At 37.3% G+C, this 13,470-nt stretch carries 13 protein-coding genes; 1 reads left to right on the plus strand and 12 read right to left on the minus strand.

The features are described from left to right. Positions 1-100 precede the first annotated feature (100 nt). Entirely contained in the window at positions 101-829 is a 729-nt protein-coding gene (gene sigK, locus BMZ04_RS04915) for an RNA polymerase sporulation sigma factor SigK (protein ID WP_093267153.1), read from the plus strand. A gap of 197 nt (positions 830-1,026) precedes the next feature. Here the strand turns inward: sigK and mtnN are convergent, their stop codons facing one another. The 12 genes from mtnN to alaS all read right to left on the minus strand — a co-directional run bounded on the left by mtnN (position 1,027) and on the right by alaS (position 13,444). After that, a complete protein-coding gene (gene mtnN / locus BMZ04_RS04920) occupies positions 1,027-1,719 on the minus strand; it encodes a 5'-methylthioadenosine/S-adenosylhomocysteine nucleosidase (RefSeq protein WP_093266149.1) in 693 nt (230 codons plus the stop codon). Between the two features lie 364 nt (positions 1,720-2,083). Further along, positions 2,084-2,755: a YrrS family protein gene (locus BMZ04_RS04925; protein ID WP_093266151.1), complete on the minus strand. Its 672-nt coding sequence runs from the start codon at positions 2,753-2,755 to the stop codon at positions 2,084-2,086. 1,021 nt (positions 2,756-3,776) lie between these two features. Continuing rightward, positions 3,777-4,250: a transcription elongation factor GreA gene (greA, locus tag BMZ04_RS04930; protein WP_093266154.1), complete on the minus strand. Its 474-nt coding sequence runs from the start codon at positions 4,248-4,250 to the stop codon at positions 3,777-3,779. Positions 4,251-4,363: 113 nt separating this feature from the next. Next, positions 4,364-5,002, minus strand: a complete 639-nt coding sequence (gene udk, locus BMZ04_RS04935; RefSeq protein WP_093266157.1) for a uridine kinase — start codon at positions 5,000-5,002, stop codon at positions 4,364-4,366. Then, positions 5,002-6,276, minus strand: coding sequence for a peptidase U32 family protein (locus tag BMZ04_RS04940; RefSeq protein WP_093266160.1), 1,275 nt, complete (start codon positions 6,274-6,276; stop codon positions 5,002-5,004). The genes udk and BMZ04_RS04940 overlap by 1 nt, the downstream gene beginning before the upstream one ends. 311 nt (positions 6,277-6,587) lie before the next feature. Continuing rightward, complete coding sequence (locus tag BMZ04_RS04945) at positions 6,588-7,517, minus strand: peptidase U32 family protein (RefSeq protein WP_093266162.1); 930 nt, start codon at positions 7,515-7,517, stop codon at positions 6,588-6,590. Positions 7,518-7,521: 4 nt separating this feature from the next. Continuing rightward, complete coding sequence (locus BMZ04_RS04950; protein WP_093266164.1) at positions 7,522-8,157, minus strand: O-methyltransferase; 636 nt, start codon at positions 8,155-8,157, stop codon at positions 7,522-7,524. 215 nt (positions 8,158-8,372) lie between these two features. Then, entirely contained in the window at positions 8,373-9,491 is a 1,119-nt protein-coding gene (gene mltG / locus BMZ04_RS04955; protein WP_093266166.1) for an endolytic transglycosylase MltG, read from the minus strand. 98 nt (positions 9,492-9,589) lie between these two features. Continuing rightward, complete coding sequence (locus BMZ04_RS04960; RefSeq protein WP_093266168.1) at positions 9,590-9,877, minus strand: DUF1292 domain-containing protein; 288 nt, start codon at positions 9,875-9,877, stop codon at positions 9,590-9,592. A gap of 10 nt (positions 9,878-9,887) precedes the next feature. Beyond that, entirely contained in the window at positions 9,888-10,307 is a 420-nt protein-coding gene (gene ruvX, locus BMZ04_RS04965) for a Holliday junction resolvase RuvX (protein ID WP_093266170.1), read from the minus strand. Between the two features lie 2 nt (positions 10,308-10,309). After that, positions 10,310-10,576 carry an IreB family regulatory phosphoprotein gene (locus tag BMZ04_RS04970; RefSeq protein ID WP_093266172.1) on the minus strand — a complete coding sequence of 89 codons (267 nt, stop codon included), beginning with the start codon at positions 10,574-10,576 and terminating at the stop codon, positions 10,310-10,312. 234 nt (positions 10,577-10,810) lie between these two features. Then, the gene (alaS, locus tag BMZ04_RS04975; protein ID WP_093266174.1) at positions 10,811-13,444 is read right to left on the minus strand and encodes an alanine--tRNA ligase; all 2,634 of its coding nucleotides are present in this window, start codon (positions 13,442-13,444) and stop codon (positions 10,811-10,813) included. Positions 13,445-13,470 lie beyond the last annotated feature (26 nt).

Raw genomic sequence — 13,470 nt, forward strand, 5'->3', positions numbered from 1 at the left:
TTTCATCAATTTTGAACGACTGCTACTTGCAGTCGTTTTTTTCATATTCCTATGTTTTTCGACATATACTAAAATGTATAACTTGATGGAGGTGAATAGTATTTCTGGTCTTTTGACTGCATTTATAAGTGTTGTCTCAGATCTCCCTCTTGTTCTCGGTTACTTAAAGGGTCAGGCGTTTCATCAACCATTTTCACCAGAAGAAGAAAAAGTAATGATTGATCGTTTTTTGGAAGGTGACTTGTCCGCAAGAGATGAACTAATCGAACGAAATATGCGGCTTGTTGCACATGTCGTAAAAAAATTTCATCCAAAACACGAGCTATTAGACGATTATATCTCCATTGGTACAATTGGATTGATGAAAGCAGTAAATAGCTATACACCCACTAAAAAAACAAAATTAGCAACTTATGCAGCAAGATGCATAGAAAATGAGATCCTAATGTATTTACGTTCATTGAAAAAAGTACAAAAAGACGTTTCATTGCATGAACCAATCGGAATGGATAAAGACGGCCATTCTTTAGAGATAACAGATTTACTTCAGAATATGGATAAAAGTACCGATGAGCAACTTGTCGATGAAGAAGATACAAACAGATTGTATACACATTTGTCACATTTAGAAAAACGAGAACTAGATATTGTGATTAGACGATATGGCTTACTTGGGCATGAACCAATGACCCAAAAAGAAATATCGAAGCAATTGAAAATATCACGAAGTTACGTTTCACGAATTGAAAAACGTGCACTCGTCAAACTATACCAATCATATATTCATGAAAAAAACTCTTTTGATGTATCAAACACCAAAAGAGCTTAGAAGAACTTAATCTTCACTTGTCTCTGCTATCATAATGAATGCTAAAACAGCAGTAATTAAAATAGACATACCCATCAAAAAGATCATTCCATTACCCCCTCCAACATAATGAAAGCGTTTGTTCCTTTATCATAGCATACAATGTATTAATTATTAATATGGTAGTAACCATTCTAGTTTGTCAAATTCATGACAAATTATAATCTCTCTACTACACGTAATACTATTTCAGTTGAATGCTTAGCTGCTACCGGTAAAAATTCATCGAAACTTATCGAAGATTCTTTTCCAGCAATATCCGATAATGATCGAATTACAACGAAGGGAACTTCGAACTGATGACAAACTTGTGCAACAGCTGCCGCTTCCATTTCACACGCTTTCATCTGTGGAAAATGACTTCGAACCTCTTCCACTTTTTCAGGATCATGCATAAAAACATCTCCAGTTGCTATTAACCCGGTAGCCGCTTCATGTTCTCCAATCTCTTTTACTGCATCTTCTGCTAGTTTCATCAAATGTACATCTGATTTAAAAGCTGCTGGGAGTAGTGGAACTTGTCCTATTTCATATCCAAAAGCCGTCACATCTACATCATGATGTCGTACTTCATCCGAAATAACAATTGCACCTACAGAGAGTGTTGGATCGTATCCACCAGCTGAACCTGTATTAATCACGTAATCCGGTTTATATTCGTTTAATAAAATAGCTGTTGTCATTGCGGCATTAACTTTACCTATTCCACTTTTCAAAAGAATTACTTCATGGTCTTTGTAAGTACCGATTGTAAACTCGCTATTTGCAATAAACTTAGTTTCAGCATTTTCTATTTCATTTCGCAATAATTCTACTTCTTGCTCCATTGCACCAATAACTGCAATTTTCATCTTATTTTGCCCCTCTCTATTAATTACGCCTCAGCGTAATTGCGTCCAGATTTTGAATCGAGCTTGAGGCCTACAGGATGTAGGTCACGCCGTCGATGCGACAAAAGCTCTTTTGCGACGAGCTTTGCGCAGGAGCAGGACGTCGCGAACTTAGACTGCCTTCTTTGACTCCATTCAAAACTGCCGCCGGAGGCTTTATCTTCGTTCAGCGGGCGTTTGAACACCCGCTGAATAGTAGCAAAACAGCATTCATCTCACCACCTCTAGAGGTGGTAGTCTACTGCTACTGCGCAAGCTCGTCGAAAAAAAATACTGAATGAAGATAAAGCACTTCTTTTAAAATAAGTCAAAGACGCCCTTGAAGTCAAGAGGCGTCTTCTAATGTTGATAACTTTTCTCTTTTCGTCGGTTTCCATCCTTGCCCATCTACCCATTCTAAATGGATTCGATAAATTTCTTTTCCATCCTTAGAAGTGACAGTTCCAATCGATTTTTGAGGACTCCCACCATTACCTAAAAACTTTACAAACATATTAGAAGGGTCTAGTTCAGCTGCATAAGCAAGTGCTTCTACCTTCTCTGCCCAGTCAACTGATGAACGGTCATAACTGGAGATATGTTCACCTGTTTGAGTTGTACCAATTGGTTCCCATGTAGAGTCTGTACTAACATCGCTTGTATCACTACTTGATTGCTCATTTGTATTAGAATTGTTATTATCCTCAGATTCATCTGCTGTTATATCTACTTTCTCTGTAGATGTAGCGCTCGACTCATTTTCGGTAACGGATTCGTTTGCAGAAGTACCTTCTTCCTGTTGCTCAGAAGTATTTTCTTCTGTCGTGTCCTCTTGCGACTCCTGAGTATCTGATACAGTTTGTTCTACTGTTGCTTCTTCTGTTTTATCGTCTGTTACGATATTGACGACTACTACAATAATTAATAGTAGTACTATCCCGATTAATATATTTAGGATTTTATTATTTTTTTTCTTTCTATTTTGCCTTGAGTTCATTCGACGATTATTTTCTAGCATCAAAATCCTCCTCCATAGATTAGAGAGTACAATATTATAAGACGTTTATAAAGTATGTTAAGTTTCATTTTTCAGAACAAAATCCTAAGTGGTTTCAAGTGCATCCTTTTTTAGTGGTTTCCACAAAAAAAAGAAGGTGCAATATAGGGATAATGCAACTTATTGAACTACCGCGAGCGCAGATGATCTCCGCTCCAGGCGGACGCTTTCCGCGGGCATGGCTTCAATCTCCTCGGAGCTCGAGCTCCTGCGGGGCTTTCAGCTCATGCACCTGCCGCTTCGCATTCGGTGCAGAAAAAACATTTGCTATTCCCGCTGGAGTCGTCGCCCTACACTTCAATCAACAAAATATGCTGACTAATTTAGCATCAACCTACAAACGAATAGATTTACTAGAACCGCCGCATTACGGAAAAAAGTGCCAACTATCATTAATTGTATAAAATTGCTTATTAATTAGTGCACTTGAGTTTCAACACGCTATGAATAACCAAACAATTCCTATTTCAACAACAATAAACTCTTAGTTTGGAGAATTAATTGCTTTCGTCCTCAAATTAGTTCCTCTCGTACTAGTTTGGTTGCTTTCTCATAGAACTAGTTGCTTACAATGACCAGTTGATCATATTTTTCCTTTTACCGGATAATACTTAATGAAATATTTACTAAATGTGGATTTTGTCTTAATTTTCTAATAAATATTTTGATTTATTAAGCGAGAAACTAATAAGTCAGCAAGCTCCATTGATTTTCGTAGCAGGCGGCGACTCCTGCGGGATGAAGTGAGACAGATGAGACATCACAACGGACGGCGAAGCTATGGTGATGGCTCATCGCTCACCCCGCGGAGAGCGTCCGCCCTGCAACGAAAATCATTGCGGACTCTTCATTTAACTCACAAAGTCTCATTATCGCTAAAGAATGATACTCAAATATTATTAGGAAGTTAACCACTTGTCTAGTTAATATAATTTCCTCAAGCATCAAAAAAGAGGCAAACATAATGTTTACCTCTTCCTTGTTATGAAATAGATTTTATTTCTACGTCCATTTCTCCGCCTGGTGTCACTATTTTCACTTTTTCTCCTATTGTTTTACCAAGTAAACCTTTAGCAATAGGTGAATCATTTGAAATTAGACCTTCCAGTGGATCAGCTTCTGCTGAACCAACGATTGTATAAGTTTCTTCATCACCATCAGGAATTTCGATAAATGTTACCGTTTTCCCTAGTGCTACAGTATCATTATTGCCTTCTTCTTCAATAATAACTGCATTTCGAATCATCGACTCAAGTGTAGAAATTCTGCCTTCTACGAATGCTTGGTCTTCTTTTGCAGAATCATATTCCGAGTTTTCGGATAAGTCTCCAAAGCTTCTCGCAATTTTAATACGTTCTACTACTTCTTTACGTTTCACCGTTTTCAATAATTCTAATTCTTCTTCTAATTTTTGTTTACCAGCAACGGTCATTGGATATTGTTTCTCTGTTGACACTTCCCATACACTCCTTTAAATACACACTTAAAACATTCTTCATGTACCATTCTATGCTGAACTATAAAATGATATGAATTTCATGAAATTATTGTCAATCACCAATCATCATATTACACAATAACGTTAGTTTCAAGAATAGTTTTTATTTTTGTAACCATTAAATCTATTGCCACTTCATTTTGTCCGCCTTCTGGAATAATGATATCTGCATATTTTTTAGTCGGCTCTATAAATTGGTTATGCATAGGACGAACGACTGTGAGATATTGCTCTACTACTGATTCAACCGTACGACCTCTTTCGTGAATATCTCGTAAAATTCGACGAATAATTCGTAAATCAGAATCAGTATCCACAAATAATTTTATGTTCATTAAATTACGGAGTCGCTCATCTTCTAGCACTAGTATACCTTCTAATATGATTACATCTTTTGGCTCTATTGTAATCGTTTCATTAGAACGCGTATGCTGTGCATAATCATACACCGGTTTTTCTATTGCTTTATTATTTAATAAGTCACGAATATGCTCGATAAGCAAATCGTTATCAAAAGCAAGTGGATGATCATAGTTTGTGTTTAAACGTTCTTCAAATTTTAAATGGCTTTGGTCTTTATAATAATAATCTTGTTCGATCACGACAACGGAATGGTCTTTGAACACATCACTAATTGCATTTGTGACACTCGTTTTACCAGAACCAGAACCGCCAGTGATTCCTATGATAAGAGGAGTTCGACTTGACATTATTTTAGCCCCTTTCTCATCATGTTATTTGGGTACAATTTAACAGGACATATAAACTGTACTATTTCTAAAGGATGTCTTGCTGCATCTAATACTTGTCCTTTTTTATTGGTTATTTCACATATTGTTATCCGAACATTTTCAATTTCGGGTCCAAAAAACTCTACTTCGTCACCCGGTTTAAAATAGTTCCGTTGTTGAAGCGTTACTATTTGCGTTTTCTCGTCATAGTCTAAAACGAGTCCTACAAAATCGTAACCGAGCTTTTTATCGTGTACACCGTACATTTGTTGTTCAAAACTTGGTTCGCCTTCAAAAAATGCCGTATCCGTTTCACGGTTTGCGCATTTTTCAAGTTCTGTAAGCCACGCTTGTTTCATGACAAAGTTTTCTGGATCTGCACAATATGCATCGATTACTTTTCGGTAAACACTAACGACAGTTGCAATATAATGAATTGACTTCATTCGTCCTTCGACTTTTAACGAATCTATACCCATTTCAATCATTCTCGGTATGGACTCTAGCAGTTTTAAATCCTTTGGACTCATCGCAAATGGAATATCTTTTTCTTCAAATAATGGGTGCTCTTCCCCATCTTTTTGTTCATATAAATCATAATCCCAACGACATGATTGGCAACAGCCACCACGGTTAGAATCACGGGCTGTCATGTGATTAGAAAGAGTACATCTACCGCTATAAGCAATGCACATAGCACCGTGCACAAATGTTTCAATTTCAATGTCTACTTTTTCTTTCATTAATTGAATTTCATCGCCAGTCGTTTCACGTGCGAGTACAACCCGATGTAACCCTTCTTCTTTCCAATATTGAACTGCTTTCCAGTTGGATAATGATTGTTGAGTACTTAAATGCAACTCTAACTTAGGAGCATAAGTACGACATGTTTCAATAATCAACGGATCAGCTACTATGATTCCAGTAACTCCGGCATCTTCAATAGCTTGCAAATACTCTACTAGCCCATCCATATTTTCGTTATGTGCGAAAATATTCGTCGTCACATAAATTTTCGCTCCGTACCGCTTCGCAAATTCGACACCTTCACGCATTTCCTCTATGGAGAAATTTCCAGCATTTGATCGTAATCCAAATTCTTGACCACCGATAAATACAGCATCAGCCCCATAATGAACAGCAATTTTCAGTTTTTCTAAACTTCCTGCAGGCGCTAATAACTCAGGCTTTTTTGTAATAACGCGCTTACCGTTAACAAGTTCACTTATATTGTCTAATTTAGTAACTGTCACTTAATACCTTCCTTTCTTAACTGTCCAACTTCAGCGCTTTACCTTGAAACAGGTAATACAGTATTTGCGATACGATGTCGTCTCCTTAGACTGTATACCTCAGACATAAGCACTTCCGCTTTTCTTAGTTGTCCAGCTTCAGCGCTTTACCCCTCGGGGTCAAATGTGAAAAAGCTGTGGTGGCTTAGGAACTGCCTCCTCGCTTTTTCACATTTACGTCGGAGGCCTGCAGGATGCAGGTCATACAGTCTTTGCGACACGATGTCGCGTACCTAGACTGTATACCTCTAACATAAGCGCTTCCGCTTTTCCTAATAGACGGTTTCTTTAAAGAAGAATCCAGTGTCTAATGGTCTGATTGGAGGCTGTATTTCCTTAATTTTGTTGAATAATTCTTTTTTAATCTTCTTATAGCTAGCTGAAGAATCGTAGTATGCATCAATGGCTTGTCTATAATAACTTGTTATGGATGTTACATAATTGGGATCATGTAAAATCCCATCTATTTTCAAACTATCCACCTCTGCATCTAAAAGTTCGTTCAGCTCATCAATCATACACATATCATTGGGACTGAATATATGTGTACCATTTTGATCTTCATAAATTGGGTACTTATTCGCTCGTTCTTTATCATGTAAAAACATGTTTTTATTGTTGGAACGACTTTCTATTTCCATCACTTTATCTTGGAACAAAAAATAATTCCCTAGTAACGAACGTTTCGATTGGAACATACACGTCATTCCATGAACTTGTACTTCTATTTGGACATATGCATTTTCCTTTATATCCACTATTTCATCTAAACTCAGTTCACGTGCTAAAACGGCACGGTTGGCTCCACGCTTACCCCAATAGTTAGCTGTAAAATAGTTTGTTGCTGTTTGTTCGGTACTCCAATGTAATGGAATCGTAACACCTGCTTCACGTCTAGCAATAATGACAGCAGGATCTCCAAATGTTATGCCGTCCACACCGATTTCTTGTAATTTTTGCATATAAGGAGCAAGTACATCCACCTTGTCATTATGAAAAAGACCGTTCATCGCAACATATAATTTCTTATTATGTTCTTTTGTGCTTTTTCTTGCAACTTTAATATCCTCTATTGTAAATTCTCCTGCTAGACGCAAACCGAAAAACTGCTCCCCAACTAAAAAAGCATCTGCTCCCGCTTTTATTAACTCAGTCATATGTTCTAAACTAGTTGGAGTTACTAATAGCTCTGTCTTTTTCATCTATTCACCTCTTAATACTTACTAACATGCCATCCCCGACTGGTAGGAATGCCGTATCATAATCGGGATGATTTATTAGCCACTCCATAAATTGATGTTGGTTTCGTACCATCGTTCTTTTTCGTCTCGGTACTTCACTCATTGGCAATTCGGACAAGCCATTTAACAATAAATTATCACAATAAATAACGCCACCATCATTTAGATATGGAGCGTATTTCTCAAAAAAGTTTTTATATTGTCCTTTTGCAGCATCGATAAAAATCGCATCAAATGTTCGGCCTTCCAATTGCTCGTGTGAAATTTCTAAAGCATCCCCAATAATAACTTGTATACGATTATGCAAGTTCGCTCGCTCTATATAGCTTTTCGCGAGTTCTGCTTTTTGCTCATCTCGTTCTACCGTTACGATTGTTGCATTAGTTAACTTCGTCGCCATACGCATAGAAGAATAGCCAATTGCTGTTCCAAGTTCTAAAATCGATGTTGGTTTTTGCAAGGAAAGAAGTTGAAGTAGGGACTCCATCCCGACTAACTGCATAATGGGCACATGGTTTTCTTTTGCATATTGCTCCATTTCCATAAAAATAGCGGAGCGAGGTTTTATCATGTCTTTTAAAAAATCATCACTTACATTCATTTCTAGCTAACCCCTTTTTAATAGATAAAAAAGTATACACTTTCTTATCTAGTAACTGTCTAGCTTCAGCTCTTACCCCCGCGCACAGCTCGTCGCAGAAGAACGTTGCCCCTCGGAGGCAGACTTAGCGCTTCAGCATTTATTCAGTAAAAAACATATCTTATAATAGCATAGCAGGAGAAGGAATGCGATATCATTCCTTCTCCTGCATTATATTATTTTAAGTGCTCGTCTATTTTCTGAAGATGTTGTTCATACGTTTCGGAAAAGTGGTTTTGTCCTTCTTTATCAGCAAGGAAATAGAAATAATCCGTATCTGTTGGATTTAATACTGCTTCAATAGAGGATTTCCCTGCGTTCGCTATTGGACCAGGTGGCAAACCTAAATTCTGATATGTATTATATGGGTTATCCACTTCCAAATCTTCAAATAGTACACGATCTTTATGGCTACCTAGCGCATATAAAACGGTCGGATCTGTTTGCAATGGCATATCAATACCCAGTCGATTATAAAAGACGCTCGCAATTGTTTCTCTATCCGTTTGTGCAGTAGCTTCTTCCTCCAGTAGTGATGCAAATGTCAACAACCAGTGCACAGTTTTTTCCTCTGCTTGTAAAAGATCATAATAGGCTGATACTGTTTTTTCTGTATTTGCCATCATTGTATCAGCTATGACTTCTAATGATGGATCTTCTTCAAAAAACGGATAAGTTGCAGGATATAAATATCCTTCTAATGCATACCGAACGTTTTCACCTTTTATCTCCTCTGAAAGTAGATTTGGGTACTTGACAATCATTCTATCGACAAATTCATCACTTGTTACTAGTTGGAAAAATTCATCGGCAGATTGTCCAGTTTTCTTTTCAACTACTTGTCCTATTTGTTCTAGAGTTAGTCCTTCTGGAATTGTCAATGAAAACAACGGTTCCCTGTATACTTTACCAGTTTTTAAACTTTCGATAATTTCATCTAAAGTCATCGCTTTTGTTAAGTTATACTTTCCTGCTTGAAAATTAGATTCATTATTAAATTTGGCATAGTATTTAAATATTTTTGCATCTTTAATAATCCCATTCGCTTCCAGAGTTGCGGAAATTGTATCTAAGCCTGAACCTATTGCTATGTCGACCTCCACTTGCTCTTCAGAAGTTGGATCCATTGGTTCTAATGCACTTTTCACATAACTATAAGCAATATATCCACCTATTCCACCAACAATAACTAGAAATAGTACGATGGACAATACAATTCTTCTGACAAGCTTCACTTCTTTTTTCTTTTTTTTCATCCGATCAAACATTATTTCTTTTTTTGATTCGTTTCCCACGGGTTTCCCCCCTTATTCCAATTCATTATACTAGATAATGACCAAAAAGAAAAAGGAGGAACGAGGAGTGCCTCTTTCCTTCCTTTTTTATCGAATGATTAATCTTCGTCTTCTTCATCTAAAAATGTATTTAACATTTCTTCGATCATATCCCACTCAGCATCCGTCTCGATTGGAAGTAAATCTCCATCTTCGCCTGCTTCGTTCGGAGTGAATGAAGATGCGTGAATTTCGATTTCTTCGTCTTCATCTTCTTCCGCACCGACTGGATAATAAAGGACATAAGATTTTCCAAATTCTTCTGATTCAAATGTGAATAGTACATTGCAAAGTTGCTCATTTCCACTTTCATCTACTACTGTAATATTTTCTTGACCATGGTCCATTGCAGTCACCTCATCTATTTTTTCTGTCTAGAAAGCCTTGTAATATCATTACTGCGGCCATCTTGTCAATAACTTGTTTCCGTTTTTTACGGCTAACATCTGCATCTATTAACATACGTTCTGCAGCCATTGTTGTCAATCTTTCATCCCACATTGTAACAGGAAAATTGTATTTATCGGTTAGTAGCTTCGCGTAGCGTTCGGATGCCTCTGCCCGCGGACCAATAGTGTTATTCATGTTTTTAGGATAACCAACAACGAATTCGGTTACTACATGTTGCTTAACTAATTCATCAATACGATCCAAACCAAAATTTAATTCGTCTTCGTTAATTTTGATGGTTTCAATACCTTGTGCGGTCCAACCCATAGCGTCACTTATCGCAACGCCTACAGTTCTGGAACCAACATCTAAACCCATAATTCGCATGTTTAAGCCTCGTTATTTCTTTTAATGTAAAACTTAACTAATTCCTCTAAAATCTCGTCGCGCTCTAGCTTTCTAATCATATTACGCGCATCTTGATGGCGAGGAATATAAGCTGGATCACCAGATAGTAGATAGCCTACAATTTGATTGATAGAATTATACCCTTTTTCTTCTAGTGCAGAGTGTACTTGTAGCATCACATGTTTGACTTCCTGTTCCATCGACTCTTCAGGAAAATTAAATTTCATCGTTTTATCAAATGAACTCATGATCAGCACCTCGCTTTCGATTTTAGTAGGCAACTTTACTTATCTTATTTTCAGTATAACCGAAATTGGAAATAGTATCAAATATACCAACATATCAAATATGCCCTGGCGTATTTGTTTTCCGCTTCTCTTCGTTAGCTCCGCAGAAAAACAGTGTGCCAAAATAAAAATCTGTGGCATCCGCCAGAGGCATTAACTTCTTCAACAAGTTCTAAGGCCACTGACTGAGTGAAATTAGATAGATTTCATATGTTCGTAAACTGAATTTAATGCCGACTCTAGTTTACTACCGTCTTTTGCACCAGCCATTGCGAAGTCAGGACGACCGCCACCTTTTCCTCCACATTGTTCTGCTACTAGTTTGACGATATTTCCTGCATGATAGTTCCCGCCTACTAAATCTTTTGTCACTCCTGCAGAAATCATTACTTTATCCCCATCAATAGCTCCAAGGACAATGACTGCTTTATCAAGTTTTTGTTTTAAATCATCCATCATTTGACGCAACTGGTTATTGTCTTTTGCATCTACTTTTACGGATAACACGGTAACATCGTTTATTGTTTGAGCAGCAGATAATACGGAAGCTGCTTGGCTATTTGCAATTTTTGCAGAAAGTGATTCATTTTCTTTTTGTGTATTTTTTAATTCTTGTAATGTTTGTGCTACTTTAGAAACAAGATCTTTTGGTTGTGCTTTCAATAAGTTTGCTGCTTCAGCAAGTACTAGTTCTTCTTCTTTTACCACTTCAAAAGCACCTTTACCAGTAACAGCTTCAATACGTCGTGTTCCCGCTCCAATCCCACTTTCTGATAGGATTTTAAAGAATCCGATTTCAGAAGTGTTTTGTACGTGAACACCCCCGCAAAGCTCTAAGGAGAATGAACCCATTTGTACAACTCGGACAATATCACCGTACTTTTCTCCAAATAATGCCATTGCCCCCATTTTTTTCGCTTCATCTATATTATGATATCCAGTAACTACCGGAATATTATCCCACACTTTTTCATTCACTATACGCTCAATTTTTTCGAGCTCTTCTTTTGTTACTTGTCCAAAATGTGAAAAGTCAAAACGCAAACGATCCGGACCAACATAAGAACCAGCTTGGTTTACATGTGTTCCTAAAACATCTTTAAGTGCTTGATGTAATAGATGTGTAGCAGAGTGATTTTTAATTGTAAATCCACGAAGTGATAGATCTACGCTAGCAGTAACTATTCCATCCGTATTAATTTCACCTGATTCAATTACTACCGTATGCAAGTTTTGTCCATTCGGTGCTTTTTGTACGTCCTTTACAAATCCTCTAAAAGACTCATTTTCAATAGTTCCGTGATCTGCAATTTGACCTCCACTTTCTGCATAGAAAGGAGTTTGCGTTAAGATAACTTGTACTTCATCGCCTTCACTAGCAGATTTCACCAATGCTTGTCCAAGAATAATCGATGAAATTTTGGTTGAAACAGTAAGTGTGTCGTATCCAACAAATTCACTTTCGTCATGAAGATTACTATAAACCTCTGATTGGACTTGCATCGAATCGACATTTTGACGAGCAGCACGAGCACGGGAGCGTTGTGCTTCCATCTCTGTTTTGAATCCTTCTTTGTCTACTGTCATATTTGCTTCTTCTGCGTATTCTTCTGTTAGTTCAATTGGGAAGCCGTACGTATCATATAAAGTAAAGGTAGTCGTTCCTGGAATAAATGATTCCCCTTTTGCACGTTGCTCTTCGATTACTTTTTCTAAAATTGCTAAACCGTCATGAAGTGTTTCATGGAAACGTTCTTCTTCTGTTTTCATAACACGCATGATGAAATCTTTTTTTGCCGTTACTTCCGGATAGAAGCTTTGCATTATTTCTCCAACAACAGGAACAAGCTCAAATAGAAATGGTTTGTCGATACCAAGTTGTTTTGCAAAACGTACTGCACGTCGAAGTAATCTTCTAAGTACATAGCCTCTCCCTTCATTTGATGGAAGTGCACCGTCTCCGATTGCAAAAGCAACTGTACGAACGTGGTCGGCAATTACTTTAAATGCTGTATCATCTACATCGTTTGTACGATATGTTTTCCCTGAAATTATTTCCGTTTGGCGAATAATTGGGATAAATAAATCCGTATCAAAGTTTGTAGGAACATCTTGTACGACACTTGCCATACGTTCCAGACCCATGCCAGTATCAATATTTTGTTTTGGTAGTGGTGTGTACGTGTGATCTGGATTATGGTTGAATTCAGAAAATACCAAGTTCCAAATTTCTAAATAACGTTCATTTTCTCCACCTGGATATAACTCTGGATCATTTTCATCATTTCCATAGCTTTCCCCTCGGTCATAAAAAATTTCGGAGTTGGGACCACTTGGACCTTCTCCAATATCCCAGAAGTTACCTTCAAGTCGAATAATTCTTTCTTCCGGAATACCAATTTCGTTTCTCCAAATACTATATGCTTCTTCATCTTCTGGATGAACCGTAATCGATAGTTTTTCTGCTTCAAAAGCCATCCACTTTTCGTCTGTTAGAAATTCCCATGCCCACTCGATCGCTTCTTTTTTAAAGTATTCGCCAATCGAGAAATTACCTAACATTTCAAAGAATGTATGGTGTCTAGCCGTTTTCCCTACATTTTCAATGTCATTTGTACGAATCGATTTTTGCGCATTTGTAATACGTGGATTTTCCGGCACAACACGACCATCAAAATATTTTTTTAATGTTGCAACACCACTATTAATCCAAAGCAAAGATGGATCATTAATCGGTACTAGTGGAGCAGATGGTTCTTGTGTATGTCCTTTTTCAATAAAGAAGTCTAAATACATTTGTCTAATTTGAGCACCTGTTAATTGTTTCATCAAAATTCCTCCTAATTTTTAGAAAT

The organism is Psychrobacillus sp. OK032 (genome assembly GCF_900111345.1).
In the GTDB taxonomy this organism is placed as follows: domain Bacteria; phylum Bacillota; class Bacilli; order Bacillales_A; family Planococcaceae; genus Psychrobacillus.